Here is a 26,729-nt window from a genome sequence, read left to right as displayed (position 1 = left end):
GTCCCTTCGTCCGCCGCCACCGGCCCCCCGCGGCCGCTCCCCGGAGCCCCGCCCGCCCCGCCGGACCGGATCCACCCCCAGCCCCACCGGAGTTCAGCGTGTCCCAGTCCCCCCTCGCCCGCCGCACGGTGCTGCGCTCCCTCGCCGGAGCCGGTGTGATCGCCCTCGGCGCGAGCGCCTGCGCCGCCTCCGACGACGACGCCGCCGAGCCCGCGGGCCCCAGCTCCGCAGCCCCCGGCCAGTCGGCCACCGGGGCGCCCGCACAGCCCCCGGCGCCGGCGCCCGCCCCCGTCCAGGGGCGCCGGCTCGGCGGCGAGTGGGAGAAGCACGAGCGGACCTTCATGGCCTGGCCCGCGTCCGAGAACGTCTGGGGCGAGCAGCTCGGGGCCGTCCGCAAGGACATCGCCACGGTGGCCCGGGCCATCGGCGAACGCGAACCGGTGGTCCTGCTGGTCCGCCCCGGCCAGGAGACCTCGGCCCGCAACGCCTGCGGCTCCGACGTCGAGCTGCTCTCCGTCCCGGTGGACGACCTCTGGGCCCGCGACACCGTACCGGTGTTCGTCGAGGAGGGCGGCAAGGTCAAGGGCGTCGACTTCAACTTCAGCGGCTGGGGCGGCAAGCAGGAGCACGCCAACGACGCCAGGATCGCCCGCGCGGTCCTGGAGAAGTACGGGATCGAGCGGCTGGAGACGCCGATCACCGCCGAGGGCGGCTCCTTCGAGACCGACGGCCAGGGCACCCTGATGATCACCGAGAGCTCGGTCGTCAACGACAACCGCAACCTCGGCCGCAGCCGTGACTCGGTCGAGGCGGAGCTCAAGAAGGCCCTGGGCGTCACGAAGGTGATCTGGCTCGCCGGCGTCAAGGGCAAGGACATCACCGACGCCCACGTCGACTGCCTCGCCCGCTTCGCCGCCCCCGGCGTCGTCTTCCTGGACCGCGCCTTCCCCGGCACCCCGCCGGACGTCTGGTCCCGCTCCGCCGACCAGGCCCGCGCGGTCCTTGCCGAGGCCACCGACGCGACCGGCAGGAAGCTCAAGGTGATCGAGATCGGCCAGCCCGACCCGGACCGGATCACCGGGCGCGGCGACGCCTTCGTCTCCTCGTACATGAACTTCTACATCGGCGACAAGGGCGTCTACCTGCCGCTGTTCGGCGACGCCAAGGCCGACGGGCAGGCCCAGGCGATCTTCCGGGACCACTTCCCGGACCGCGAGATCGTCCCGCTGCAGATCGACACCATCGCCTCCGGCGGCGGTGGCATCCACTGCTCCACCCACGACCAGCCCGCCGGCTGACCGCCCCGCACCGAGGCAGAAGGGAACCCCCGTGCAGCTGACCCCCACCGAACGCGACCGGCTGCTGATCTTCACCGCCGCCGAACTCGCCCGCGCCCGCCGCGCCCGCGGCCTGCGGCTCAACGTCCCCGAGGCCACCGCGCTCATCTCGGACACCGTCTGCGAGGCCGCCCGCGACGGCCTGCGGCTGGCCGAGGCCGTCGCGCTCGGCAGCTCCGTCCTCTCCCCCGCCGACGTCCTGCCCGGCGTGCCGGACCTGGTCACCGAGATCCACGTCGAGGCGGTGTTCGAGGACGGCACCAGGCTCGTCGTCATCGCCGACCCGTTCGGCGGCGGCACCCTCGGCGGGGCCGCGCCCGGCGCCGTCCTCCCCGACGGGGCCGCCGCGACCGGCCCGCAGCCGGTCCGCACCCTCGCCGTGCGCAACACCTCCGACGTGCCGGTCTCGGTCACCTCGCACTTCCACTTCTTCGAGGCCAACCCGCGCCTGGCCTTCGACCGCGCCGCCGCCTACGGCCTGCACCTCGCCGTCCCGGCCGGCTCCTCGGTGCGCTTCGACCCGGGCGCCACCGTCGAGGTCGGCCTGGTGCCGATCGGCGGCGAGCGGGTCGCGATCGGCTTCGCCGGGCTGGTCGACGGGCCGCTGGACTCGCCGCGGGTACGGCGCGAAGCCCTGCGCCGCGCGGCCGAGCAGGGCTACCTCGGAGCGGTCGACGACGGACAGGAGCAGCAATCGTGAGCAGCAGCATCGAAGCGTCCGAGTACGCGGCCGTGCACGGCCCGCGCGCCGGGGACCGGGTCCGGCTCGGCGACAGCGGCCTGGTCGTCCGCGTGGAGTCCGACTCCCAGGCGCCGGGCGAGGAGTTCCTGGTCGGCTTCGGCAAGACCGCCCGGGACGGCCTGCACCTCAAGGCCGCCGCCGTCCGGGACACCTGCGACGTGGTGATCAGCAACGTCCTCGTCATCGACGCCGTCCAGGGCATCCGCAAGACCTCGATCGGCATCCGCGAGGGGCGGATCGCCTCGATCGGGCGGGCCGGCAACCCGGACACCCTGGACGGTGTGGACGTCGTCGTCGGAACCGGCACCACCATCGTCTCCGGCGAGGGACTGATCGCCACCGCGGGAGCCATCGACACCCACGTCCACCTGATGTCCCCGCGGATCATGGAGGCCTCGCTGGCCTCCGGTGTCACCACGATCATCGGCCAGGAGGTCGGCCCCGCGTGGGGCGTCGGCGTCAACTCACCCTGGGCGCTGCGCCACGCGTTCAACGCCTTCGACGCCTGGCCGGTCAACATCGGCTTCCTGGGCCGCGGTTCGTCCTCGCACCCGGCCCCGCTCGTGGAGGCGCTGGCCGAGGGCGGCGCCTGCGGGTTCAAGGTGCACGAGGACATGGGCGCACACACCCGCGCGCTGGACACCGCGCTGGGTGTCGCCGAAGTCCATGACGTCCAAGTCGCGCTGCACACCGACGGGTTGAACGAGTGCCTGTCGGTCGAGAACACCCTGCGCGTCCTCGACGGCCGGACCATCCACGCCTTCCACATCGAGGGCTGCGGCGGCGGACACGTCCCCGACGTGCTGAAGATGGCGGGCGTGCCGAACGTCATCGGCTCCTCCACCAACCCCACGCTGCCGTTCGGCCGGGACGCGGTCGCCGAGCACTACGGCATGATCGTCTCCGTCCACGGCCTGAAGACCGACCTGCCCGGCGACGAGGCCATGGCGCGCGACCGCATCCGGGCCGGCACCATGGGCGCCGAGGACGTGCTGCACGACCTCGGGGCCATCGGCATCACCTCCTCCGACGCCCAGGGCATGGGCCGGGCCGGCGAGACGGTGCGCCGCACGTTCGCCGTGGCCGGCAAGATGAAGGCCGAACTCGGCCCGATGGAGGGCGACGGCCCGGACGACGACAACGAGCGGGTGCTGCGCTACATCGCCAAGCTCACCGTCAACCCGGCCATCGCGCACGGCCTTTCGCACGAGGTCGGCTCGATCGAGATCGGCAAGCTCGCCGACATCGTGCTCTGGCACCCCGCCTCCTTCGGCGCCAAACCGCAGATGGTGCTCAAGGCCGGCTTCCCGGCGTACGGCGTCACCGGCGATCCGAACGGCTCCACCGACACCTGCCAACCCCTCGTCCTGGGGCCCCTGTTCGGCGCCCACGGCGCCATCCCGGCCGATCTGTCGGTCGCCTTCACCAGCCGGGCCGCCGCCGAGTCCGGCACCCACGACCGCCCCTACGACGCCATGACGACCCGCCGCCGCCGCGTCGGCGTCCGGGGCACCCGCGGCATCGGGCCGCGCGACATGGTCCGCAACACCCGCCTCGGCGACGTCCTGGTCGACCCGCGCAACGGCCTGGTCACCCTGGACGGCACCCCGCTGCGCTCGGAGCCCGCCGACAGCGTCCCGCTCAACCGCCTCTACTTCCTGTGAGGCCCGGCGGCCGCCCGACCGCACCGGCCCGGGCGGCCGCACACGCACCGTCCCGGTGGCCGCACACGCACCGTCCCGGCGGCCGCACACGCACCGTCCCGGCGGCCGCGGGCGGCCCGGTGCACACCTGACACTCGGCCCAACTCGGCTTTCTCCACGAACACTTGAGCCCCGACGGGTTCGACGGCATCCTTGGCGATCGACACGGCCGGGCGGCCCTCCAGCGGTGCTGGACGGACCCTCCAGCCGCCGCCGGGAGGCTGGCGGCGCATGCCGACGAGTGATCACTGAGGAGGGGGCCAGATGCGGGTTGGCGATGTCTTCATCGAGGGAATCGGGATCTACCTGCCGGAGAAGAAGAACGCGGCCACGGCGGTCGACGAGGGCGTCTACTCGGCCGAGGACTTCGCCGCGAACGAGATCGACGAGGTGCCGATAGCCGGGGACATGGCCCCGGTGGACATGGCGGTGCACGCCGTGCGGCACGCGTTCGACCGCTCCGGGGCGGACCCGGCGGACGTCTCCTTCGTCCTCTACGCGACCGGGTTCCACCAGGGCCCCAACGGCTGGAGCCCGGCCTCGTACATCCAGCGGAACACCATCGGCGGCTCGGCGCCGGCGGTCGAGCTGCGCGGCCACTGCACCGGCCTGTTCAGCGCCATGCAGCTCGCCGTCGGGCAGCTGCGGGCCGCACCGGAGAACGCCTCCGTCCTGGTGGTGGGCTCGGACAACTTCTCCGGGCCGCTGGTCGACCGCTGGTCGCACCTGAACGGGATGGTCCTGGGGGACGCCGCGGTCGCCGTGCTGCTGTCCAAGCGGCCCGGGTTCGCCCGGCTGCGGTCGGTGGGCGTGCAGGCCGTTCCGCAGCTGGAGGAACTGCACCGCTCCGGGGTGCCGATCTGGCCGCCGACGGACCTCTCGGCCCAGACCATGGACCTGCGGGCCCGCAGCGTCCACTTCGTCGAACACTCCCCGCTCGCCAAGGAGTTGAAGGACCTGCTGGTCAACGGACAGCAGGAGCTGAACGACCGGACGGTGGCCGACGCCGGGCTGGGCTCGATGTCGGAGATCTCCTGGATCGGGCACATCAACGCCAGCCGCGCCGTGGTCGCCGAGCGGCTGCTGCCGCTGTTCGGCTTCACCGAGGAGCGCTCCACCTACCGGCTCGGACGCGACCTCGGCCACGTCGGCACCGGCGACCAGGTCATCTGCTTAGACCGGCTGATCGAGCAGCAGCTGATCAAGCCGGGCGAGACCTACCTGATGGCCGGGGTCGGCCCCGGGCTCCAGTTCGGCACCGCGGTGCTGGAGTACCTCGCGGCCCCGCCGTGGTCCGCCTGAGCGGCCGGCCGCACCGTCACGACGCGCAGCGCCGCCCGCCCGGGATCCGGGACGGGCGGCGCTGCGCGTCGTCGGCGCCGGTCAGCCCAGTGCGATCCCCTCCAGGAGGTCGCCCAGCAGGCCGGGCGAGGGCATGGCCGCCATCTCCCGGCGGATCCGGTCGGCGCCCTCCCGGAAGCGCTCCTCGGTGAGGATCTCGCCGAGGGCCTTGCCGATCGCCGCCGGGTCGTCCCGCTCGCGCTCGTCGACGATGCCCCGACCACCGCCGCTGGCCTCGACCCGCTCGGCGTTCGGCACGAGCAGCGGCCCGTCCTGGGCGAGCACCAGCTGCGGCACGCCGTAGCAGAACGCGGTGAGCGCCGTGCCGGAGCCGCCGTGGTGGATGATCGCGTCGCCGTACGGGAGGCAGAGGTTGACCGGCAGCGGGTCGGCGACCCGGACCGTCCCGGGCAGCGGCCCGAGCGTCTCGCGGAACCGCTCCTCCAGGAAGAGCACCGCCTCGACCTCGTCGACCTCGTGGACCGCGGCCGCGATGCTGTCCACGATCGAGTCCAGCTTGCCCTGTTCGGCCAGCCGCCCCGTCCCCCAGGCGCCCAGGCTGACGAACACCCGGCGCGCCGGACGCGGGCCGAGCACCCAGTCCGGCAGCGACGCCGTCCCGTTGTACGGCACGAAGCGCACCGGCTCGCCCGGGGTCACGTTCGGGGACTGCACGCTGGGCGGGCACGGGTCCAGGACCAGCACCGGGTCGGGCAGGCCGTCCGGCGCGCCCAGCCGTGCGCACAGCTCGTGCAGCGCCAGCTTGCCGGGCTTCAGCAGCGAGGAGCTCATGTTGTCCAGGCCCCAGCGGTGCAGCACCACCGGCACGCCGAGCACGCCGCCGAGCACCAGCCCGCCCCACTCCAGCGGGTCGGTGATGATCAGGTCCGGCTGCCAGACCCGGGCCAGCTCCAGGTACTCGTCGATGTAGGTGTCCAGCCGGGCCAGCCAGCGCTGCCCCATCTGCGCCCACGGGGGCTCCTCGCTCGGCCGGTTGCTGCCCGAACCGGCCACGGCGAACGGGGACTTGGCCACCAGCGGCCGGCTCCAGCGTTCGGCGCCGCCGTCCGCCGGGCCGACCCGGCGGCTCGGCAGGCCGGCCCGGCCCGCCGCTCTGGCCACCTCCGCGTCGCCGACCACCAGCACGTCGTGGCCGGCCAGCCGCAGCCCCCAGGCGACCGGCACCATCGGCATCAGATGGGTGAGCACCAGGGCATTCACGATCACACGCACAGCAGCTCCTCGGTCGGTACGGTCATTGGTCTCCCCCCGGGCCCGGCACCCGGGCCCCGGCCGTCAGGCGCCCGCCTGCCCGAGGCCGTCCGGGACGGCCAGCACCGGGCTGCGCCGGGAGGTCACGAACTCCCGGACGGAGTCGGCGAGGTAGTCCACCATCTCCGGGGTGAGCCGGGGGTGGACGCCGATCCAGAAGGTGTGCTCGGTGACGGTGTCGCTGTTCTCCAGCGACCCGGCGACCCGGTAGTGGGCGTGGGTGTAGGCCGGCTGGCGGGTGAGGTTGCCGGCGAAGAACCGCCGGGTGCCGATCGCCCGCGCCTCCAGGAAGGCCACCAGTTCGGCCCGGGTGTACGGGGCGTCCGGCAGCACCGTGAGCACGAAGCCGAACCAGCTCGGGTCGCTGCCCGGGGTGGGGCTGGGCAGCAGCAGGCCGGGCAGCCCGTCCAGCGCCTCGCGCAGCCGGGCCCAGTTGCGCCGCCGCAGCCGGCCGAACTCGTCCAGCTTGGTCAACTGGGCTTCGCCCAGCGCCGCTTGGAGGTCCGTCGACTTCAGGTTGTACCCGATGTGGGAGAAGATGTACTTGTGGTCGTAGCCGTGCGGCAGCGTCCCCAGCTGGTGGTCGAAGCGCTTCAGGCAGGTGTTGTCCTTGCCCGGGGCGCACCAGCAGTCCCGGCCCCAGTCCCGGTAGGACTCCACCAGCCGGGCCAGGCTGACGCTGCGGGTCAGCACGCAGCCGCCCTCGCCGGTGGTGATGTGGTGCGCCGGGTAGAAGCTGACCGTGCTGAGGTCGCCGAAGGTGCCGGTCAGCCGGCCGCGGTAGGTGGAGCCGAGCGCGTCGCAGTTGTCCTCGACGAAGTGCAGCCCGTGCTCGCGCGCGAGGTCGGCCAACTCCTCGGCCTGGTAGGGGTTTCCCAGCGGGTGGGCGATCATGATGGCCCGGGTGCGCGGCCCGATCGCCGCGGCGACCCGCTCCGGGGTGGTGTTGTACGTGCCCAGTTCGATGTCGACGAAGACCGGCACCAGGCCGTTCTGGATGATCGGGTTCACCGTGGTCGGGAAGCCCGCCGCCACCGTGATCACCTCGTCGCCGGGGCAGAGCCGGCGGTCGCCGAGTTCGTGCGCGGTGAGCGCCGACAGGGCGAGCAGGTTCGCCGAGGAGCCGGAGTTGACCATGTGGGCCTTGCGCAGGCCGAGGTGGCGGGCCAGCTTCCGCTCGAAGCGCACCGAGATCTCGCCCGACGTCATCCGCAGGTCGAGGGCGGCCTCGACCAGCGCGACGCGGTCCTCCTCCGCCAGCACGGCACCGGCCGGCAGCAGCGGCGTGACGCCCGGTACGAACTCCTGCTCCACGCTGATCTCGCGATGGTACTCCCGGACCTGTTCGATCAGTAGATCGCGGCGGTCGTTCACCTTCGTTCCTCCCGGCAGTAGGCGCGGCCGCGGGCTCGCCCGCCTCGCGGGGCCCGTTCGCGGTCGATGGTGCGGACGTTCGGTCGAAGCCCGTTGGAGTCACCGGGGGCCGGCGGCCGCGGCCCGCTGGATCTCCCCGGTCAGGACGGCGTGCCGCAGCGTCGCCTCCGTGTAGCGGTCCAGGTGCCGTTCCCCGCGCACGGCCGCGGCGAACGCCCGCACCAGGTTGGCCCACTGGTCGTCGGCGGGCAGCACGATCTCCTCGGTGCCGCCCTTGGTCTCCACCCGGAGCACCGGCCGGTGGTCCGCCGGCGGGGTGTACGCCCGGTCCAGGACGATCCGCCCCTCGCTGCCGGCCAGCTCGTAGGCCGAGCGGTAGCCGTGCGCCATCCCGTACGTGAGCTGGGCACTGACGCCCTCCGGGGAGACCAGCAGCGCGGCCCCCGCGACGTCCACGCCGGAGCCGGGGTCGCGGACGGCCGCCGCGCCGGCCACCCGCAGCTCGGGGCCCAGGAAGAGCTGGGCGGTGCGGACCGGGTAGCCGCCGACGTCGAGCAGGCAGCCGCCGCCGAGTTCGGGCCGGTAGCGGATGTCGTCGGGGTGCAGCGCCGGGATGGTGAACACCGCACTCAGTGACCGCAGTTCACCGATCGCGCCCTGGTCGAGCAGGTCCCGGACGGCCCGGTGCTGGGCGTGGAACTGGAACATGAAGTTCTCCAGCAGCACCAGCCCGCGGGCGGCGGCGAGCTCGACCAGCCGTCGGGTGGCCACCGCGTCGACGGTCAGCGGCTTCTCGCAGAGCACGTGCTTGCCCGCCCGCAGCGCCGTCTCCACCCACGGCTCGTGCAGCGCGGCCGGCACCGGGACGTAGAGGGCGTCGACGTCGGCGCGCTCCACCAGGGCGCGGTAGCCGGTGACCGCCTCGCAGCCGAAGTGCCCGGCGAAGCGGCGGGCCTTGGCCTCGTCCCGGCTGGCCACCGCGACCAGCTCCACCGCGGGGTCCGCGACCAGCGCGGGCAGGGCCCGGCGCCACGCGATGTCGGAGCAGCCGAGCACGCCCGTCCTGAGGACGGGCGGCTCGGTTCGGGTCTGGTCCATCGTCGCCTCCGCTGTACGGCCGGTCGGTGTCGTGCGGCCAGCCTGTCGCCGCCCGCTGGAGGCCCCGTCCAGCCGGGCCGCGCGAGGGCCAGTCGGGGGAGGTGGCAGAGAGTGGCTTGAACGCCCCTCGAACGCGAGCCCCAAGCATCGTCCCGCCTGGGGCCGGTGTGTGCTCCCGGCGCGGGCCGGTCCCGTGCCGGGAGCACACCGCGACGGACCCACGCTTTCCGTATCCGGCCGGGGCGAACCGCTCCGGAGCCTGCCCGGCCTCCGGTGCCGCGGCGGTGAGGAGAAGGCACCTTGAGGGCTCTGTTGTTGTCCGGAGGGACAGGCACCCGCCTGCGCCCGCTCACGTACTCGATACCGAAGCAGCTCGTCCCGGTGGGGAACAAGCCCGTGCTCGGACACTGCCTGGAGAACATCCGCGACTGCGGGATCGAGGAGGTCGGCGTCATCGTCGGTCCGCACGCCGAGCAGATCGCGGCCGTGTTCGGCGACGGCTCCGCGCTGGGCCTGCGGCTCACCTACCTGCATCAGGAGCGGCCGCTGGGCCTGGCGCACTGCGTCGCGATCGCGGCGGACTTCCTCGGCGACGAGGACTTCCTGATGTACCTCGGCGACAACCTGCTGACCGAGGGGGTGGCCGAGGCCGCCGCGGTGTTCCGGGAGACCCGGCCGGACGCCCAGGTCCTGGTGACCAAGGTGGCCAACCCGTCCGCGTACGGCGTCGCCTCGCTCGGCGCGGACGGCCGGGTGGACGCCGTGGTGGAGAAGCCCGAGCGGCCGCCGAGCGACCTGGCGCTGATCGGGGTCTACTTCTTCACCCCGGCGGTCCACCGGGCCGTGCGCGACCTTCGCCCCAGCCTCCGCGGAGAGCTGGAGATCACCGACGCCATCGGCGAGTTGATCGCCGAGGGGGGTGACGTCCGGGCCCTGGAGTACGCCGGGTTCTGGCGCGACAGCGGGACCGTCGAGGGGCTGCTGGACTGCAACCGCGCGGTCCTGGACACCCTGCGGCGGGACGTCCGCGGCAGCGTCGACCGGCATTCGGTGCTCACCGGTGACGTGGTGCTGGCGGAGGGCGCCGAGGTGGTCCGCTCGCAGCTGACCGGCCCGGTCACCGTCGCCGCGGGCACCGTGGTCCGGGACAGCCGGATCGGCCCGTACACCTCGGTCGGGCCGGGCTGCATGCTGGACGCCACCGGCATCGAGAACTCGATCGTGCTGGAGGGCACCACGATCACCGGGGTGCGCGGACTGGACGGCTCGCTGATCGGCCGCCGGGCCGAACTGCACGCCGAACCGGCCGCGGCCCGGCAGCAGTTGATCGTCGGCGACCTGACCCGGGTGCGGGTGGCGCGATGACTCCCGCCCCGCTGACCGCCACCGCCCTGCGGCACGGCTCCGACGTCGCCGACCGCACCGAGCTGATCCGCCGCTTCACCCGCTCGGCGGCCGCCACCGACAGCCCGGTGACGCCCAACCGCGCGATCCTCGCCTGGCTGGAGGAGAACCGGCGGATCTTCCGCCACGAGGTCACCCGCATCCCGTTCGCCGATCTGGCCGGCTGGGGCTTCGACGCCGCCAACGGCGACCTCGGGCACGAGAGCGGGCGGTTCTTCACCATCCAGGGGCTCGACATCCGGACGGACACGGCCCACTGGATGCAGCCCATCATCAACCAGCCGGAGATCGGCATCCTCGGCTTCGTCGCCAAGGAGTTCGACGGCGTCCTGCACTTCCTGATGCAGGCCAAGATGGAGCCGGGGAACATCAACTCGGTGCAGCTGTCCCCCACCGTGCAGGCCACCCGCAGCAACTACACCGGGGTGCACCGGGGCCGGCCGATCACCTTCCTGGAGCACTTCGTACCGCCCACCGGCGGGAAGGTGCTGCTCGACTCGCTGCAGTCCGAGCAGGGGGCGTGGTTCCTGCGCAAGCGCAACCGCAACATCGTGGTGGAGATCGACGAGGAGCCGCCCGAGGCGCCGGAGTTCCGGTGGCTGACGCTCGGCCAGATCCACCGGCTGATGGGCTTCGACGACGTGGTCAACATGGACGCCCGCACCGTGCTGTCGTCCATCCCGCTCGGCCCCCGGGTGGAGGACCAGGGCGCGTACCAGTCGCTGACCGACGTGCTGAGCTGGCTCACCCGGATCCGGGCGACCAGCGAACTGGCCCAGAGCTACCGGCCGCTGGACCGGATCGAGAGCTGGCGGCGGACCGCCGACCGGATCGGGCACGAGCAGGGGCGCTACTTCCAGGTGATCGCCGCGTCGGTGAGCGCCGCCAACCGCGAGGTGTCCAGCTGGACCCAGCCGCTGTTCGAGCCGATCGGGCTGGGTGTCACCGCCTTCCTGGTGCGGCCTGTCGAGGGGGTGCTGCACCTGCTCGCGCACGCCCGGGTGGAGGCGGGTCTGGCCAACGTCGCGGAGATCGCGCCGACCGTGCAGTGCTGCCCGGACAACTACGCGGGCCTGCCTCCCGAGCGACAACCGCGCTTCCTCACCGAGGCGTTGACCACCACCGGGAGCCTGGTGCGCTACGACACCGTGCTGTCCGAGGAGGGCGGACGCTTCTTCGAGGCCCGCTCCCGCTACCGGATCGTCGAGGTGCCCGAGGACTTCCCGCTGGACGTCCCCCCGGACTTCGCCTGGATCAGCGTCCACCAGGCGATGACGCTGCTGCGCTACGACGGGTACCTCAACGTCCAGGCCCGGACCCTCATCGCGGCCCTGCTCGCGACGCTCTGAGCCCCGCCCGCACCCCCACCCGCCCACGAGGAGGAGACCCATGCCGTTCACCGAGAAGGAGACCGCCTACCTGCGGTCCCGGCGCATCGGCCGGCTGGCCACGGTCGGCGCCGACGGCCGCCCGCACAACGTCCCGGTCGGATTCCGGCTGAACGACGACGGCACCATCGACATCACCGGCCGCGACCTCGGCCGCAGCCGCAAGTACCGGGACGTGGCCGAGCAGCCCGCGGTGTCCTTCGTCGTCGACGACATCGCCGGTACGGACCCGTGGGTGGCGCGCGGGGTCGAGATCCGCGGCCGGGCCGCCGCGCTCGCCACCGGCGGGCGGGCGCACAACCCGAGCCTCGCCGAGGAGTTGATCCGGATCACCCCGGAGCGGATCGTCGCCTGGGGCGTGGACGCCTCCTGGCAGGAGGGCACCAACGGCCGCGACGTCGGCTGAGCGGCGAAACCACCGGGCCCGGCCCCGTCCGTCACGGAGGGTGGCCGGGCCCGGCTCGTGGGTGGCCGCGCTCAGAGGTGGACGGCGACCGACCCCGGGGTCAGCGCCTGCTCGCGCAGCCGCTCCTCCGCCGTCTCCTCGATCCGCGCCATGAACCGGCGCAGCAGCGGCGGCGCCATCAGCGAGGTGACGATGGCGACCAGGATCACCACGGTGTACATCTCCTGGCTGAGCACACCGAGTTTGAGACCGACCATGGCGACCACCACCTCGATCACGCCCCGGGCGTTCATCCCCGCGCCGAGCGCCAGGCCCTCCCAGTGGCTCATCCGGCTGAGCCGCGAGCCCAGGTAGGCGCCGCCGAACTTGCCGGCGATCGCGACCGCGAGCACCGCGAGACCGGCGGCCAGGACCGCGGGCCGGCCGAGGGCGGTCAGGTCCATCCGCAGTCCGGCGGTCGCGAAGAACACCGGGGCGAGCACCGAGACCACGACGGTGCGCACGGGGGCGAGCCTCTCCGGGTCGGCCAACGGGGTGCCGCTCAGGGCGAGTCCGCACAGGAAGGCGCCGAAGACGGCCTCCAGGCCGAGCGCCTGGGTGCCGGCGGCGGCGAGCACCAGCGCGCCGACCAGCACGGCCGGAACGGACGGGCCGGCCGCGATCCGGCGCCCGGCCGCGATCCGGCGCCCGGCCGCGGTGACGACGCGGCGCAGCACCAGGGCGAGCACCACCACGACCACGAGGTTGGCGATCGAGTGCAGGACCCGGCCGCCGGAGACGCCGACGGTGGCCATCGCCGAGACGACGGAGAGCAGCAGCCAGCCGACGATGTCGTCGACGGTGACGGCGCAGAGGATCAGCTGGCCGATGTTGCGGTGCAGCAGGCCCAGTTCGATCAGGGTCTTGGCGATCACCGGGATGGCGCTGACGCCCATCGCGACCCCCACGAACAGCGCGAAGGTTCCCCGGTCGGAGACGCTGCCGAGCAGCGAGCCGGGCAGCAGGTACGCCAGCCCGATGCCCAGGCCGAGCGGCACCAGGATCCCGGGGACGCTCACCCGTACGGCGGTGGCTCCCCGCCTGCGGACGAGTCCGAGGTCCATCTGCAGGCCGGTCACGCCGACCATCAGGACGACGCCGACCTGCCCGAAGGCGTCCAGGAGGTGGAACCTGGCGGGGTCGTGCGGCAGCAGCCACTCGGCGAAGCCGGGGGCCAGGTGGCCGAGCAGCGACGGCCCGAGCAGCACGCCGACGAACAGTTCGCCGACGACGGCGGAGAGCCCGAGCCTGGTGAAGAGGCGTCCGAGCGCGACGGCGAGCCCGAGCAGCAGGCCCACTTGGAGGAGGAAGACCATCAGGTCGTGGGCGGCGAGCGGCGCGACCGGTCCGGCGGCCAGGTGCACGGTGACTCCCTTGCTGGGTAGGGGGTTGGGGGCGCGACGGAGGGGCCCGGTGGCCCGGCAGGTGCCGGGCCACCGGCCCCCGGGTTCGCCGTACGGCGTGGGTCCGGGCGGACGGGTCAGGAGCGGACGGACAGCCGCTGGTTGATCAGCTCCAGCAGCTCGCGCACGGTGCCGATCTCGCCGAGCTCCTCCTCGGGGAGCTGCACGCCGAACTCGCGCGAGATCCGGCTGGTGGTCTCGATCAGGGCCAGGGAGTCGTAGCCGAGCTCCTCGAAGCGGAGGTCCAGGATCTCGCCGTCCAGGTCGACGGACTCCTCCTCCCCGGCACAGTCGCGCATGATCCGCTTGAGGTCCTCGATGGTGAACGCGCTCACGGTGGTGAATCCTCTCGTCGCAGTTCCAGATCCATGACTTCCGGGTGACGTTCCGTCAGATCGCCCGCACCACCAGGGCGGTGTTGAAGCCGCCGGCGCCGCGCGCCACGACCAGGGCGGTGCGCAGCCGGGCCGGACGGGCCTCGGTGACCAGGTCCAGGCGGTACTCCTCGACCGGCGCCGTGATGTTGACGGAGGGCGGGATCACCCCGTCCCGCAGCGCCAGCAGCGCCAGCGCGACGTCGACCGGCGCACCGCCGGAGCTGAGCCGGCCGAACATGGTCTTCGGTGCGGTCACCGGCACCCCGCGCGGGCCGAACAGCGCGGTGACCGCCTCGGCCTCGGCCCGGTCCGACTCGGGCACCCCGGAGGCGTCGGCGAACACCACGTCGACCTCCTCGGCGGTCAGCCCGGCCGCGTCCAGCGCGCCGCGCATCGCCCCGAGGAGCCGGGAGGGCCGGCCCGACCCCGGGCGCGGGTCGAAGGTGGCGCAGTAGCCGGCGATCTCGCCGTAGAGGTGCGGGGCGCCGCGCTCGCGCGCGGCCGCCGCCGGCTCCATGACCAGGATCGCGCCGCCCTCCCCCAGCACCTGGCCGCTCGCCGCGGTGTCGAAGGGCAGGAACGCCCGCTGCGGGTCCGGTTGTTCGCTGAGCAGGCCGGAGGGCAGCTGGGCGACCAGGCCCCAGGGGCAGAGCGAGGCGTCCATCCCACCGGTGAGCACCAGGCGGATGCCCTTGGAGAGCTGCCGCCGGGCCTGGCCGAGCGCGTCCAGGCCGCCGGCCTGCTCCGCGACGGTGACGCCGCTCGGCCCGCACATCCCGTGCCGGATCGACAGCTGGCCGGTGTTGACGGCGTAGAACCAGGCGAAGGACTGGTAGGCGCTGACGTACTGCGGGCCGTTCGCCCAGAGCTGTTCCAACTCCTTCTGGCCGAACTCGAATCCGCCCGAGGAGTTGGCCGTCACCACGCCCATCTCGAAATCGTCGAACCGCTGCGGGTCGACCCCGGCGTCCGCGAGTGCCCAGTCGGCGGCGGCCAGGGCGAGTTGGGTCATCCGGTCGGTCTGCGGGACGAGTCGGCTCGGCACGTGCGCGGCCACCTCGAACCCCGGGACCTCACCGGCCAGCCGGACCGGGTAGCCGGAGGCGTCGAACCGCGAGATCGGGCCGATCCCGCTGGTGCCCGCCAGCGTGCTGCGCCAACACTCCTCGGTGCCCAGGCCGTTGGGGGCGGCGATGCCGATGCCGGTGACGACGGCGGGTGTACTCGCCGACGCGCCCCCGGTGACCGTCCGCACTCCGCCGGCCTCCGGGCCCGGGTGCCCCCGTCGCTCGCTCATGCCCGCACCGCCCCGGGCCGGGTGAGCACCATGGCGCTCTGGAAGCCGCCGAACCCGCTGCCGACGGTGAGGACGGCGTCCAGTTCGCGCTCCCGGGCGGTCAGCGGCACGTAGTCGAGGTCCAGCTCCGGGTCCGGCTCGGTCAGGTTCGCGGTCGGCGGGACGGTGCCGTGCTCGATGGCCAGCGCGCAGGCGGCGATCTCGATCGAGCCGATCGCGCCCAGCGAGTGCCCGATCATCGACTTGATCGAGCTGACCGGTGTCCGGTAGGCGTGGTCGCCGAGGGCGCGCTTGAACGCGTTGGTCTCGTGCCGGTCGTTCTGCCGGGTGCCGGTGCCGTGGGCGTTGACGTAGTCGATCGCCTCCGGGGCGAGCCGGGCCTCGGCCAGGGCGGCGTCGATCGCCGCGGCCATCTCCCGTCCGTCGGAGCGCAGTCCGGTCATGTGGTACGCGTTGCTGCGGGCCGCGAAGCCCGAGATCAGCGCGTAGATCTTGGCCCCGCGCCGACGGGCCCGCTCGGCCTCCTCCAGGACCAGGACGGCGGCGCCCTCGGCGAGCACGAAGCCGTTGCGGGTGCGGTCGAACGGCCGCATCGCGTGCTCGGGGTCGTCGTTGTAGGTCGAGGTCGCCTTGATCGCGTCGAAGCAGGCGACCGTGATGGGCGAGATCGGGGCGTCCGTCCCGCCGGTGATCACCACGTCGGCGCTGCCCTCCCGGATCAGGTCGCAGGCGTAGCCGACCGCGTCCAGGCCCGAGGTGCAGCCCGCCGACACCATGTTGACCGGGCCTTCCGCCCCGGCCGTCCAGGCCACCTCGGCCGCCAGCGAGCTGGGCACGAAGTAGTCCGGCAGGTGCGGCAGCGCGTACGCGTGGTCCACCTCCCAGCGGCGGCCGCTGTCGCTGACCACCGCGTACTCGGCCTCCAGACTCATGGTGCAGCCCACGGCGCTGCCGAGGCAGACCGCGATCCGCTCGGGCCGCTCCTGGCCCAGTTCGAGCCCGCTGTCGGCCACCGCCTCACGGGTGCCGACCACGGCGAGCTGCGCGGCGCGGTCCAGCCGGCGGACCTCCTGGAGGCCGAGGCCCGCCTGCAGCGGGTCGAACACGCACTGGGCGGCGATCCTGGAGCGGTACGGCGACGGGTCGAACCCCGAGATCGTCCGGGTCGCCGTGCGCCCCGAGACGACGAGGTCCCAGAACGCCTTCGTGCCTGGATCTCCCGGCGCCACCACGCCGATTCCGGTAATCGCGACGAGCCGGTCCACCGGCAACCTCCTCATGGCAGTGACCCGCGTCCGGTGCGAACCGCCCCGAGTCCCCGTCGGATCTGTGCTTCCGGACGATGGACGGCCGAGCTCAACCCGCGATCGAGCGGTGGTGGAGGGCCCGCGGCGGCACCCGCTCCGGCCGACGCCCATCCGGCCTCGTCCGTCCCTCGAACGGCCGTCGCCAGCATCGGCCGGAACGCGAACGTTGCCGAGGAGGTGAGCCGTATGACGACGGATCCGACCAGTCGGCCGCACGCCCCGCTGCTCGTGGTGGGCGCGGGACCGGTCGGCCTGGCGGCGGCCCATGAACTGACCCGCCGCGGGCTGCGCGTGCGGATCGTGGACGCCCGCGACGAGCCGCCCACGACCAGCCGCGCCATCGCCACGCACCCGCGCACCCTTGAGGTCTACGACCACATGGGCATCGTGGACGAGATGCTGGCCGCGGGCCGCCGGATCACCGCCTTCACGCTCTACCAGCGGGGCCGGCGGATGGCCCGGCTCGACGCCGACTACTCGGCCACCCCCACCCGCTTCCCGTTCACCCTCGCGGTCGACCAGGCCGACACCGAGCGGGTCCTGCGCGGCGCCCTGGCCCGGCTCGGGGTCGAGGTGGAGTGGGGCACCCGGCTGACCGAACTCGCCCAGGAGGACGGCTTCGTCCGGGCCAGGCTGGAGCTGCCGGGCGGGGCCCGGGAGCACATCGGCACGCCGTGGCTGCTGGGGTGCGACGGCGGCCACAGCCTGGTCCGCAAGACCCTCGGCGTCCCCCTGGAGGGCGAGAGCGCCGAGACCTGGATGCTCGCCGACGCCCGGGTGGAGACCGCGCTGCCCGCCGACAGCATCTACTGGGTGCGCACCGGCGGGGTGACGCTGATGGCGGTGCCGCTCACCGAGCCCGGCCGCTGGCGGATGCTGGACACCTCGCCGCGCGACCGCAGCACCGACCCGCACACCGTCGCCGACCGGCTGACCCGGATGCTCTCGGCCGGCACCGGGGTGCCCTTCCGGGTCGGCCCGCCCCGGTGGGTCTCGGTCTTCACCTTCCAGCAGCGCATGGTCCACCGGATGCGGGTCGGGCGCTGCCTGCTGGTCGGCGACGCCGCCCACGTGCACAGCCCGGCCTCCGGCCAGGGCATGAACACCGGCATCCAGGAGGCCTACAACCTGGCCTGGAAGCTCGCCATGGTGGTGCACGGCCAGGCCGCGGAGGGCCTGCTGGACAGCTACACCGCGGAGCGGGTGCCGGTGGGCGCCGCACTGCTCGCCACCACCAAGCGGGCCACCCGGATGATCCAGCTGAAGAACCCGGTCGCCGACCGGCTGCTCCCGCTGCTCTTCGGGGTCCTGCGCACCGTCCACCCGCTGCGCGCCCGGGTGCAGCGCGGCTTCCTGGGCGGCATCTCCGGCCTCAACCTGCACTACGGCCTCAGCCCGCTGACCGTGCCGTCCCCCGCCGGCGCCCGCTCCGGGCCGGCGCCCGGCGAGCGGATCACCCAGGTCGACGAGCGGCACTCCGCGACGCCCGGCTGGCAAGCGCTGCTCGCCGAGCTGCGCGACCCCGGCTGGACCCTGCTGGTCTTCTCCGGCCCGGGCGCGGCGCACACCGGCGAACCGGCCGCCGCCCTGGCCGACCGGCACAAGGACTGGCTGTCCGTCCGCACCGTCCGCACCGCGGCGGAGGACGGCGCGGGCCACCCGGCCCCGCTGCCCCACGACCCCCGGCTGACGGCCGCGCTCGGCGGCCGGCCGGGCGGCTGGATCCTCGTCCGGCCGGACGCGTACGTGGCCGCCCGCGGCGAGCGGCTCGACGAGGACGTGCTCGACGAGGCCGCCCGCCGGGCCGGCCTCACCCTGCCCGACTGACCCCGGCCGACCGGCCCTGACCGCCCCCACGCCCGGACCCGCCCCCACCGCCGCCCGTCCCCGCACCCGATGTCGGGAACCGACCACGAGACTGGAGTCGCCCGTGAAACCCGCCGACCCCGCCGGAACCGCCGAACCGTACGACGTGATCATCGTCGGCACCGGGCTGTCCGGCACGATGCTGGGCTCGATCCTCGCGCGGCACGGATTCCGCACCCTGCTGCTCGACGGCGCCCAGCACCCGCGCTTCGCCATCGGCGAGTCGACGATCGGCCAGACCCTGGCGCTGCTGCGGCTGATCGCCCAGCGCTACGACGTCCCGGAGATCGGCTACCTGGCGAGCTTCCCGGACACCATCAAGCACGTCAGCAGCTCCCACGGCCAGAAGACCAACTTCGGCTTCCAGATCCACCAGGAGGGCGCGGAGCCGGACCCGGCCCAGAGCAACCAGCTGCGGATCCCCGAGGTCATCGGCTACGCCGCGCACTACTTCCGCCAGGACACCGACGCCTACATGTTCCACACCGCCGTCCGCTACGGCTGCGACGCCCGGCAGAACTTCCGGGTCGAGCGCCTGGACCTGCGCAAGGACGGCGTCTCGGTCGCCGGCGCCGACGGCACGGTGTACGAGGGCCGCTACCTCGTGGACGCGAGCGGCTTCCGCTCCCCACTGGCCCACCAGGAGGACCTGCGCGAGGTGCCGACCCGGCTCAAGCACCAGGCCCGGTCCATCTTCACCCACTTCGTCGGCGTCCAGCCGTACGACGACCACATCGACGTGCCCGCCGGCCAGCGCCCCCCGGAGCGCTGGAACGACGGGACGATGCACCACATCTTCGACCGCGGCTGGATGTGGGTCATCCCCTTCGACAACCACGAGAACGCCACCAACCCGCTGTGCAGCGTGGGCATCCAGATCGACCCGCGCACCTACCCCGAGCGCTCCGACCTCACCCCGGAGGAGGAGTTCTGGCTGCACGTGCGGCGCTTCCCCGCGGTCGAGCGCCACCTGGCCGGCGCCCGCCCGGTGCGCGAGTGGGTGCGCACCGGACGGATGCAGTACTCCTCCAGCCGCACCGTCGGCGACCGCTGGTGCCTGATGTCGCACGCGGCCGGCTTCCTCGACCCGCTGTTCTCCCGCGGCCTGGCCAACACCTGCGAGATCATCAACACCCTGTCCTGGCGGCTCATGGACGCGCTGCGCGAGGACGACTTCGCCCCCGAGCGCTTCGAGTACGTCGAGCGCCTGGAGCAGGGCCTGCTCGACTACAACGACAAACTGGTCAACTCCTCGTTCATCGCCTTCGCCGACCACCGGCTGTGGGACTGCGTGTTCCGGCTCTGGGGCAGCGCCAGCATCCTCGGCGGCCGCCGGCTGGCCACCGCGATCGCCCGCACCGTCGCCACCGGCGACGACGCGCACTGCCGCGCCCTCGACGACGACCGCTACCCCGGCCTGTGGTGCCCGACCGACTTCTACCACGAGCTGTTCACCGAACTGGTCGAGGTCTGCGAGCAGGTCGAGGCCGGCGCACTCGGCAGCGAGGAGGCCGCGCAGCGGATGCAGGCGCGGATCCGGGAGTCCGACTGGATGCTCCCCGCGCTCGGCTTCACCGACCCCGCCACCCGCTTCATCGACCCGACCCCGGCGAAGATGCGCGAGGTCGGCGAATGGGCCCGCAACCACCCCGGCAAGGAACTGCGGGAGTACCTCGCGATCGGCCACCGGGAGCTCGACTGACCCCGGCGCCGCGCACCAACGCGACACCCGTACCGGGACGGCACGACGCGCCGTCCGCACCGGGACGGCGCACCGCCCGTCCGTACCGAACCCCTTCAGGAGGAACCATGCTGACCATCGTCAACAAGCTGACCGTCACCGGTGACCGGGCCGAGTTCGAGCGGCTGCTGGGCGAGATCACCGGCTACATGAAGAGCCGTCCCGGCTTCGTGTCGCACACCCTGTACAAGTCGCTGAAGGACGAGAACGTCCTGATCGAGACCGGCACCTGGGAGAGCCGCGAGGCCCACGCGGCGGCCCTCCAGGGCGCCGGGTTCCGCGACCGGGTGGGCCTGCTGATGAAGCACGCCACCGCCGAGTTCGAGCCCTGCCTCGAAATCCCCGCGTTCCCCGCCGGCCAGTAGCCGACGACCGCACCGCGGCGGCCGGGAGCCCGCGTTCCCGGCCGCCGCTCCGTACGTCCGAGCCGCCCGGACCCGTCCGGGATCCCGCCCGAGTTGAGGAGAGGCAGCACAGATGAACGACACCGAGGCCTCCGGCTTCACCGCCGTGATGCGACTTCGCGAACTGGCCATGAGCGGCGCGTACGCGGCGACCGTCCGGGCGGCGGCCCGGCTGCGCGTCGCGGACGGCATCGGCGAGCACCCGACCACCGCCGAGGAGCTCGCGGCCGCCGTCGGCGCCGAACCCGGGACGCTGCTGCGGCTGCTGCGGGCGCTGGTCGCCCACGGCGTCCTCACCGAGGGCCCGGACGGCTTCGCCCACACCGAGGCGTCCCGGCTGCTGCGCGAGGACGCCCCGCGCAGCCTGCGCAACATGGTCCTGTGGGCCACCGAACCGTGGACCTGGGCGGTGTGGGGCCTGCTCGACGAGTCGGTGCGCACCGGCAAGGGCGTCTTCCAGGACGTGTTCGGCAAGGAGTTCTTCACCTACCTCCACGAGGACGCCCCCGCCTCCGCCGAGATCTTCGACCGCGCCATGACGGAGTCCAGCCGGCTGTCCGCCAGGACGGTGGCGGACGTCCTCGACCTCGGCGGGGCCGCCACGTTCGCGGACATCGCGGGCGGTCAGGGCCTGGTCCTGGCCACGCTGCTGGAGCGCCACCCGCAGCTGCGGGGCACCCTGCTCGACCTGCCCGACGTGGTGGCCGGCGCGGACGGGCGGCTGCGCCCCGGCGGCGCCCTCGCGGACCGGGCGACGCTGCTGCCGGGCGACTGCCGCGACAGCATCCCGGTGAAGGCCGACTTCTACCTCCTGAAGAACATCCTGGAGTGGGACGACGAGAGCACCGTGACGACCCTGCGCAACGTCCGGGCCGCGGCGCCGGCCGGCGCCCGGGTCGTGGTGATCGAGAACCTGGTGGACGGCAGCCCGGAGATGCGGTTCACCACCGCGATGGACCTGCTGCTCCTGCTCAACGTGGGCGGCAAGAAGCACACCCGGGCCGGCCTGTCCGCGCTGATCGCCGAGGCCGGGCTGGAGCTCGGCGGGGTGCGGCAGATCGGCCCGTACCTGCACTGCTTCGAGAGCACCGTGCCGGCGTCCTGAGCCGCCGACGGAGCGAGGGCCCGAGCCGTGGACAACGGCTCGGGCCCTCGTTCTTGACGGTCGGTCAGCCGCGGTCGACCGTGGCCAGCAGGCCCGGCGGGTAGCGCTCGCCGGCCGGGCCGTGCGGGGGCAGCAGGCCGTCCAGGGCCTTGGTCACGGCCTCGTCCAGCCGCAGCTCCGCGGCCCCGAGGTCGGCTTCCAGGTGGGCGCGGTCCAGGGTGCCGGGGATCGGCAGGACGCCGTCGTGCGAGAGCAGCCAGGCGAGGGCGAGTTCGGCCGGGCCGGTGCCGGCCTGCCGGGCCAGTGCGGTGAGCGCGTCGGCCAGCGCCAGGTTGGGGCCCAGGTTGCCGGGGGCGAACCGGGGGTCGCGGTGGCGGAAGTCGCCGGGGGGCAGCGTCCGCGGGTCGGTCCGCCGGCCGGCCAGCAGGCCCGAGCCGAGCGGCCGGTAGGCGACCAGGGTGACGCCCAACTCCCGGCAGGCGGGCAGGATCTCCGCCTCCACGTGCCGTTCCCAGAGCGAGTACTCGGTCTGCAGCACGCTGACCGGGTGGACGGCGTGCGCCCGGCGCAGCGTGGCGGGCGCGGCCTCGCACAGGCCCACCCGGCCGACCTTGCCGGCCGCGACCAGCTCCGCCAGCGCGCCCATCGACTCCTCCACCGGCACCTGCGGGTCGATCCTGGCGAGGTGGTAGAGGTCGATCCGGTCGGTGCCCAGGCGGCGCAGCGAGGCCTCGCAGGCCCGGCGCAGGTGTTCGGGGCTGCCGTCGAGGCCGGGCGGGCCGCCGTCGCGGTGGAGGATGCCGGTCTTGGTGGCGAGGACGACGCCGCTGCCACGGCCGGCGGTGCCCCGGCGGCCGAGGGCGCGGCCGAGGACCTCCTCGCCGGCTCCGCGGCCGTAGTAGTCGGCGGTGTCGAAGAGGGTCACGCCGAGGTCGAGGGCGTGCCGGACGATCGCGGCGGGGTCGTCCGCCGGGCCGTAGGCGCCGGCCAGCGGGAGCCCGCCGAGGCCGAGCGCCGAGACGGCCGGCCCGGACCGGCCCAGGGAGGTGGTCCGCACGGTTCAGTCCTCCAGCAGCGCGACGGCGCGGGACCAGCCGGCGCCGGCCCGCGCCAGCTTGACCGGGAAGCAGGAGACGGTGAAGCCGTACGGGCGGGGCAGCGTGTCGAGGTTGGCGAGCCGTTCGATCTGGCAGTACTCGCGGTCGCGGCCGGCGAAGTGGGCCGGCCAGAGCACCGAGCGGTCGCCGGTCTCCCGGTAGGTGTTCAGGATGTACGGGAACGGCGCGTCCAGGCTGAAGGCGTCGGTGCCGATCACCCGGACGCCGAGGTCCAGCAGGAAGTGCACGGCGGGGCCGTCGAGGCCGGCGAAGTCGGAGAAGTAGGCGGGGGTGCCGAGGTGGCGGTCCGCGCCGGTGTTGAGCAGGGCGATGTCCATCGGGGCCGGGGTGTAGCCGATCCGGTCGAGCTCCTCGGCGAGCAGGTCGGCGCCGACGGCCCCGGTCCCGGCCTTGGTGAGGTCGAGGACGAAGGCGGGCCGGTGGAACCAGTCGAGCGGGAGCCGGTCGATCGTGCGGGGGCCGCCGTCCCGGTAGGAGGCGCGGGTGCCGTAGTGGGCGGGCGCGTCGATGTGGGTGCCGGTGTGGACGGTGAGGGTGAAGGTGTCGTTGTTGAGGAACTCGCCGTCCGGGAGTTCGTCCACGTCGAAGTCGACGCCGAAGTGCTCCCGCATCGATTCGGCCATGTGCAGGGCGCCCTCGCGCGGAGACATGGTGACGTGGGTGACCGGGTCCGGCTCCCAGAACGTCGCGTCCACCGGTGAGGAGAGGTCGATCAGCTGCATCACTGCTCCTGGGTCTGGGAGTTGTGGACGGCGGCGGCAGGTGCGACGTCGATGGCGCGGTTGCCGAAGGCCAGTTCGGCCAGCACCGCGCGGTAGAGCGGCGAGCGGGAGAGCAGCGGCGCGAGGAGGGGCCGCAGCGCTCCGGCCGCGCGGCCGGAGGAGAGCATGCCGCGGCTCTGCAGGCGCTGGATGCGCATGATCCGCGCGATGTCGCGGTGCCGGGCGGCGGCGTACCCGCGGACCGGGCCGCTCTCCCCGCCGGCCGCCAGGGAGGCGAGCAGCGCGGGGTGGAGGGCCACCGCGTCCTGGACGGCGAGGTTGATCCCCTGGGCGCCGATCGGGCTGTGGGTGTGGGCGGCGTCGCCGATCAGCACCAGCCCCTCCCGCACCCACTCCCGGGCGACGCCCGAGAAGACGTCCAGCAGCGTCAGGTCGCCGAGTGCGGTGATCCGTTCGCGGACCTGGTCGGCGTACATCGGCATCGCGGCGCAGATCAACTCCCGTACGGCTTCGGCACCCTGGGCCGCGAGCGGGCGGTAGCCGCCGTGCGGGAGGGTCCAGCCGACCTGGATCGCGTCCGGCACGGCGGTGTACGCGAGGACGGGGTTCCCGCCGGCCCGGAAGATCCGGACCTCGTTCAACGGCCGTGCGTCGGCGGGCAGTTTGAACCAGAGGACGTCCTGGTCGAAGACGTCCAGCCGGCCGGCGTCGATCCCGGCCAGTCGGCGCACCTTGGAGTAGCGGCCGTCGGCGCCGACCGTCCAGCGGGCCCGGACCGTCTGTTCCCCGCCGCGGCCGGAGGCGACCACGCCGCGGACCCGGCCGTCCGCGGTGTGCAGGGCGCCGACCTTGGCGCCCTCCAGGTAGCGGAATCCGGACAACTCCCGGCAGCGGTCGAGCAGTTCCTCCAGCACGTGCCGTTGGGGGATGCTCAGCAGGCAGTTGAACGGGCCGGGCAGCCGCCGGTAGTCGCCGTCGATCAGTGTCCGGCCGCGTTCCGTCAGCACGAACCGGTCGTGCTCGTGGCTGCCGCGCTCGCGCGCGCCGGCCAGCACGCCCAGCCGGTCGAGCAGGGTCATCCCGCCGGGCTGGAGGATCTCGCCGCGGAACTGCCGCTCGAACGAGCGCGAGCGTTCGACCAGGACGACGTCCACGCCGGAGCGGGCGAGCAGCAGGGCGAGGGTGAGGCCGGCCGGGCCCGCGCCGACGACGCAGACCTCGGCCTCCAGGTCGGTCACCGGCCCGGCCCGGTGCTCGCCCCGCGCTCGACCAGCGCCCGGGCGTGCTCCAGCGTGGTGCGGCTGTTGGCCCCGAGGGCGGCGCGCACCGCGGTGCGGGCCTGCTCCAGGGTGGTGTCGGGGCCGAGCAGGGCGGGCACCGCCTCGGCCCGCAGGACCACGGTGTGGTGGGAGGTCGCGGCGACGCCCTCGGCGGTCTCCTCGAAGGTCCACGCGCCGGTGTGCGCCGCCATGATCGGGGGCAGGACGGTCTGCTTGTAGACGATCCGGTCCGGCAGGCAGACCCGGACCGACTCGGTGGTGTGCGTCGTCCCGTCCGGCGCGCGGGTGTCCATCACCATCCGCTGGATGCCGTCCTCCGGTTCGGTCAGTTCCAGCCGGGCCACGTGCGGCAGCCGCTCGGGCCAGAGGTCGCAGCGGCGGATGAACTCGTAGGCCTCCGCGCGCGGGCCCCGGACGAGCACGGTGTCGTCGAAGGAGAGCAGCAGTTCGTCGAGTCCGGGGTCGCGTTCGGCGATCTCCCGCAGGCAGTCCAGCTCCGAGCGGGAGTTGCGGTCCACGGCCCGGTCGATCCAGTCGAGGTCCGACGCGCCGTCCCCGACGGCGGCGAAGGTGTGGCCGAGCACCACCTCGGTCCGGCCGTCGGCCGCGGGGTTCATCGCCCAGCTGCCGGTCATCGACGCCACCGGCGCCTGCGAGACCTCCTGGCGGAACTCCACCCGCCGGGCGGCCGGGTCGAGTTCGCGCAGCGAGGTCCAGGTCCGCACCTCGCCGTTGGCGAAGGCCCAGATCCGGATCCGCTCCCGGCGGTCGTCGCCGTCCACCCGCTCGGCGTGGACGGTGGGCGTGAACAGGTGCGGCCAGCCGCCGACGTCGGCGACGAGCCGGTAGAGCGTCTCGGCGGGCGCGGAGACGAGGATGCGGTGGTCGGTGTGGCGGATGTCCTGCGCGGGCACGGTGGCCCTCCTTCCGTGGGGTCCGACGGGGTCCCGGGCGGCCCGGCGGCCCGGGCGGCCAGGGCGGCCAGGGCGCCGGGTGCCGGGTGCCGGGTGCCGGGTGCCGGGATCAGTAGTTGCCGAGCCCGCCGCAGACGTTGATCGCCTGGGCGGTGACCGGGTCGGCGGCCTCGGTGGTGAGGTAGCCGACCATCGCGGCGACCTCCTGCGGCGTGCTGTAGCGGCCGAGCGGGATCTTCGCCTCGAACCTCTCCAGCACCTCGGCCTCGGTCACGCCCCAGTGGGCGGCGTAGCCCTGCCGGACCCGGTCGGCCATCGGCGTCTCCACGTAACCGGGACACACCGCGTTCACGGTGATCCCGGTTTTGGCCAGTTCCAGCCCCAAAGCTTTGGTAAATCCGACGACACCGTGCTTGGAAGCGGAATAGGGAGCTCCTAGCACCACGCCCTGTTTTCCGCCGGTCGACGCGATATTGATGATTCGCCCCCAGCTCCCGTCCCGCATGCCGCCGCGGGCGAGCACCTCGCGGGTCATTCGGAATACGCCGTTGAGATTCACCTCGATCACGTCGCACCAGGTCTCGTCCGGAATCTCGGCCGTAATCCCGCCACCGCCCCGGCCGGCGTTGTTCACGAGGATCCCGATCGGCCCGAAGCGCTCCACCGCCGCGGCGACGGCGACGGCGATCTGCTCGGTGGAGCGGACGTCGCAGCCGACGCCGTCCACCTCCATCCCCTGTTCGCGGAGCCGCTCGACCGTGGCCGCCACGTCGTCCCCGGTGCGCGCGCAGACGAACACCCGGTCGCCGCGCCGTCCCAGCTCCTCGGCCACCGCGAGCCCGATCCCGCTCGTGCCGCCGGTGACCAGCGCGACCCGCTCCTTCTGTTCCGCCATGTCTCCGCCTTCCCGCCGGTGTCCCCGCCGCGGTCGCGCGCGGGGCTGTGCGTCGTCACACTCCGGCGGACTCTCCCGGGACCGGTTCAAGACACCCTCAAGGCGGGGCGGAACGGCGGGCCGTCGGCCGCCGGGCTGGACCGCAGCTCCAAGAGATCTCCAGGCCGCCCTGCGAGGGTCGGTCAGCGTTCGCCCC

The 26,729-nt window shown here is 73.7% G+C and carries 23 protein-coding genes; 11 read left to right on the top strand and 12 right to left on the bottom strand.

Annotated features, from left to right (window positions below):
• Positions 1-98: 98 nt before the first annotated feature.
• The 4 genes from ACIRST_RS03405 (at position 99) to ACIRST_RS03390 (ending at position 5,084) form a co-directional block, all read left to right on the top strand.
• Positions 99-1,298, top strand: a complete 1,200-nt coding sequence (locus ACIRST_RS03405) for an agmatine/peptidylarginine deiminase (protein WP_402799621.1) — start codon at positions 99-101, stop codon at positions 1,296-1,298.
• Positions 1,299-1,329: 31 nt separating this feature from the next.
• Positions 1,330-2,037 carry an urease subunit gamma gene (ureA, locus tag ACIRST_RS03400; protein ID WP_402799619.1) on the top strand — a complete coding sequence of 236 codons (708 nt, stop codon included), beginning with the start codon at positions 1,330-1,332 and terminating at the stop codon, positions 2,035-2,037.
• The gene (locus tag ACIRST_RS03395) at positions 2,034-3,743 is read left to right on the top strand and encodes an urease subunit alpha (protein ID WP_402799616.1); all 1,710 of its coding nucleotides are present in this window, start codon (positions 2,034-2,036) and stop codon (positions 3,741-3,743) included. The genes ureA and ACIRST_RS03395 overlap by 4 nt, the downstream gene beginning before the upstream one ends.
• 303 nt (positions 3,744-4,046) lie before the next feature.
• Positions 4,047-5,084: a ketoacyl-ACP synthase III family protein gene (locus ACIRST_RS03390; protein ID WP_402799614.1), complete on the top strand. Its 1,038-nt coding sequence runs from the start codon at positions 4,047-4,049 to the stop codon at positions 5,082-5,084.
• Between the two features lie 81 nt (positions 5,085-5,165).
• Here the strand turns inward: ACIRST_RS03390 and ACIRST_RS03385 are convergent, their stop codons facing one another.
• The 3 genes from ACIRST_RS03385 to ACIRST_RS03375 form a co-directional block, all read right to left on the bottom strand.
• Complete coding sequence (locus tag ACIRST_RS03385; protein WP_350521941.1) at positions 5,166-6,356, bottom strand: nucleotide disphospho-sugar-binding domain-containing protein; 1,191 nt, start codon at positions 6,354-6,356, stop codon at positions 5,166-5,168.
• A 63-nt stretch (positions 6,357-6,419) separates the two neighbouring features.
• The gene (gene rfbH / locus ACIRST_RS03380; protein ID WP_350521942.1) at positions 6,420-7,769 is read right to left on the bottom strand and encodes a lipopolysaccharide biosynthesis protein RfbH; all 1,350 of its coding nucleotides are present in this window, start codon (positions 7,767-7,769) and stop codon (positions 6,420-6,422) included.
• A 99-nt stretch (positions 7,770-7,868) separates the two neighbouring features.
• Complete coding sequence (locus ACIRST_RS03375; protein ID WP_402799611.1) at positions 7,869-8,867, bottom strand: Gfo/Idh/MocA family protein; 999 nt, start codon at positions 8,865-8,867, stop codon at positions 7,869-7,871.
• A 300-nt stretch (positions 8,868-9,167) separates the two neighbouring features.
• On the opposite strand from ACIRST_RS03375, the gene ACIRST_RS03370 reads away from it, so the two are divergent.
• From ACIRST_RS03370 to ACIRST_RS03360, 3 genes are read left to right on the top strand one after another with little or no spacing between them, the layout of a single operon-like run.
• A complete protein-coding gene (locus tag ACIRST_RS03370) occupies positions 9,168-10,232 on the top strand; it encodes a glucose-1-phosphate thymidylyltransferase (RefSeq protein ID WP_402799608.1) in 1,065 nt (354 codons plus the stop codon).
• Entirely contained in the window at positions 10,229-11,620 is a 1,392-nt protein-coding gene (locus ACIRST_RS03365) for an NDP-hexose 2,3-dehydratase family protein (protein WP_402799607.1), read from the top strand. The genes ACIRST_RS03370 and ACIRST_RS03365 overlap by 4 nt, the downstream gene beginning before the upstream one ends.
• 40 nt (positions 11,621-11,660) lie before the next feature.
• Positions 11,661-12,065 carry a PPOX class F420-dependent oxidoreductase gene (locus tag ACIRST_RS03360; RefSeq protein ID WP_402799604.1) on the top strand — a complete coding sequence of 135 codons (405 nt, stop codon included), beginning with the start codon at positions 11,661-11,663 and terminating at the stop codon, positions 12,063-12,065.
• Positions 12,066-12,136: 71 nt separating this feature from the next.
• Here ACIRST_RS03360 and ACIRST_RS03355 read toward each other — a convergent pair whose 3' ends face one another.
• From ACIRST_RS03355 to ACIRST_RS03340, 4 genes are all read right to left on the bottom strand, one after another.
• Positions 12,137-13,468 carry a cation:proton antiporter gene (locus tag ACIRST_RS03355; RefSeq protein ID WP_402799602.1) on the bottom strand — a complete coding sequence of 444 codons (1,332 nt, stop codon included), beginning with the start codon at positions 13,466-13,468 and terminating at the stop codon, positions 12,137-12,139.
• A 116-nt stretch (positions 13,469-13,584) separates the two neighbouring features.
• Positions 13,585-13,806, bottom strand: coding sequence for an acyl carrier protein (locus ACIRST_RS03350; protein WP_396552715.1), 222 nt, complete (start codon positions 13,804-13,806; stop codon positions 13,585-13,587).
• A gap of 91 nt (positions 13,807-13,897) precedes the next feature.
• Complete coding sequence (locus ACIRST_RS03345) at positions 13,898-15,181, bottom strand: ketosynthase chain-length factor (RefSeq protein WP_350521949.1); 1,284 nt, start codon at positions 15,179-15,181, stop codon at positions 13,898-13,900.
• Complete coding sequence (locus ACIRST_RS03340) at positions 15,178-16,461, bottom strand: beta-ketoacyl-[acyl-carrier-protein] synthase family protein (RefSeq protein ID WP_350521950.1); 1,284 nt, start codon at positions 16,459-16,461, stop codon at positions 15,178-15,180. Before ACIRST_RS03340 ends, ACIRST_RS03345 begins: the two co-directional genes overlap by 4 nt.
• Positions 16,462-16,674: 213 nt before the next feature.
• Here ACIRST_RS03340 and ACIRST_RS03335 point away from each other — a divergent pair, with 213 nt between their 5' ends.
• From ACIRST_RS03335 to ACIRST_RS03320, 4 genes are all read left to right on the top strand, one after another.
• Positions 16,675-18,315, top strand: coding sequence for an FAD-dependent oxidoreductase (locus ACIRST_RS03335; protein WP_350521951.1), 1,641 nt, complete (start codon positions 16,675-16,677; stop codon positions 18,313-18,315).
• 103 nt (positions 18,316-18,418) lie between these two features.
• Positions 18,419-20,056, top strand: a complete 1,638-nt coding sequence (locus ACIRST_RS03330; RefSeq protein WP_402799599.1) for an NAD(P)/FAD-dependent oxidoreductase — start codon at positions 18,419-18,421, stop codon at positions 20,054-20,056.
• Positions 20,057-20,163: 107 nt separating this feature from the next.
• Positions 20,164-20,460: an antibiotic biosynthesis monooxygenase family protein gene (locus tag ACIRST_RS03325; RefSeq protein ID WP_350521953.1), complete on the top strand. Its 297-nt coding sequence runs from the start codon at positions 20,164-20,166 to the stop codon at positions 20,458-20,460.
• A 112-nt stretch (positions 20,461-20,572) separates the two neighbouring features.
• Positions 20,573-21,604, top strand: coding sequence for a methyltransferase (locus tag ACIRST_RS03320; RefSeq protein ID WP_396552671.1), 1,032 nt, complete (start codon positions 20,573-20,575; stop codon positions 21,602-21,604).
• Positions 21,605-21,668: 64 nt separating this feature from the next.
• On the opposite strand, the gene ACIRST_RS03315 is transcribed toward ACIRST_RS03320, so the two are convergent.
• The 5 genes from ACIRST_RS03315 to ACIRST_RS03295 form a co-directional block, all read right to left on the bottom strand.
• Positions 21,669-22,661, bottom strand: coding sequence for an aldo/keto reductase (locus tag ACIRST_RS03315; protein WP_402799596.1), 993 nt, complete (start codon positions 22,659-22,661; stop codon positions 21,669-21,671).
• Between the two features lie 3 nt (positions 22,662-22,664).
• Positions 22,665-23,444 (bottom strand): cyclase family protein, encoded by a 780-nt coding sequence (locus tag ACIRST_RS03310; RefSeq protein ID WP_402799594.1) that lies wholly within the window; start codon positions 23,442-23,444, stop codon positions 22,665-22,667.
• Entirely contained in the window at positions 23,444-24,682 is a 1,239-nt protein-coding gene (locus ACIRST_RS03305) for an FAD-dependent monooxygenase (protein ID WP_402799592.1), read from the bottom strand. The genes ACIRST_RS03310 and ACIRST_RS03305 overlap by 1 nt, the downstream gene beginning before the upstream one ends.
• Positions 24,679-25,638, bottom strand: a complete 960-nt coding sequence (locus ACIRST_RS03300) for an aromatase/cyclase (protein ID WP_402799591.1) — start codon at positions 25,636-25,638, stop codon at positions 24,679-24,681. The genes ACIRST_RS03305 and ACIRST_RS03300 overlap by 4 nt, the downstream gene beginning before the upstream one ends.
• 109 nt (positions 25,639-25,747) lie before the next feature.
• The gene (locus ACIRST_RS03295) at positions 25,748-26,533 is read right to left on the bottom strand and encodes an SDR family NAD(P)-dependent oxidoreductase (protein WP_350521959.1); all 786 of its coding nucleotides are present in this window, start codon (positions 26,531-26,533) and stop codon (positions 25,748-25,750) included.
• Positions 26,534-26,729: the final 196 nt, after the last annotated feature.

This window comes from Kitasatospora sp. NPDC101447, from assembly GCF_044767225.1.
GTDB lineage: Bacteria > Actinomycetota > Actinomycetes > Streptomycetales > Streptomycetaceae > Kitasatospora.
The sequence above is the reverse complement of the archived record's forward strand: the minus strand, read 5'-3'. Positions and strand labels throughout refer to the sequence as shown.

Excerpts from the sequence above, each read along its gene's own strand:
- ACIRST_RS03310 (WP_402799594.1), bottom strand. The coding sequence starts at position 23,444 with ATGCAGCTGATCGACCTCTCCTCACCGGTGGACGCGACGTTCTGGGAG.
- ACIRST_RS03365 (WP_402799607.1), top strand. The coding sequence starts at position 10,229 with ATGACTCCCGCCCCGCTGACCGCCACCGCCCTGCGGCACGGCTCCGAC.
- ACIRST_RS03340 (WP_350521950.1), bottom strand. The coding sequence starts at position 16,461 with ATGAGGAGGTTGCCGGTGGACCGGCTCGTCGCGATTACCGGAATCGGC.
- ACIRST_RS03295 (WP_350521959.1), bottom strand. The coding sequence starts at position 26,533 with ATGGCGGAACAGAAGGAGCGGGTCGCGCTGGTCACCGGCGGCACGAGC.
- ACIRST_RS03360 (WP_402799604.1), top strand. The coding sequence starts at position 11,661 with ATGCCGTTCACCGAGAAGGAGACCGCCTACCTGCGGTCCCGGCGCATC.
- ACIRST_RS03345 (WP_350521949.1), bottom strand. The coding sequence starts at position 15,181 with ATGAGCGAGCGACGGGGGCACCCGGGCCCGGAGGCCGGCGGAGTGCGG.
- ACIRST_RS03335 (WP_350521951.1), top strand. The coding sequence starts at position 16,675 with ATGACGACGGATCCGACCAGTCGGCCGCACGCCCCGCTGCTCGTGGTG.
- ACIRST_RS03350 (WP_396552715.1), bottom strand. The coding sequence starts at position 13,806 with ATGCGCGACTGTGCCGGGGAGGAGGAGTCCGTCGACCTGGACGGCGAG.
- ACIRST_RS03325 (WP_350521953.1), top strand. The coding sequence starts at position 20,164 with ATGCTGACCATCGTCAACAAGCTGACCGTCACCGGTGACCGGGCCGAG.
- ACIRST_RS03320 (WP_396552671.1), top strand. The coding sequence starts at position 20,573 with ATGAACGACACCGAGGCCTCCGGCTTCACCGCCGTGATGCGACTTCGC.
- ACIRST_RS03390 (WP_402799614.1), top strand. The coding sequence starts at position 4,047 with ATGCGGGTTGGCGATGTCTTCATCGAGGGAATCGGGATCTACCTGCCG.
- ACIRST_RS03375 (WP_402799611.1), bottom strand. The coding sequence starts at position 8,867 with ATGGACCAGACCCGAACCGAGCCGCCCGTCCTCAGGACGGGCGTGCTC.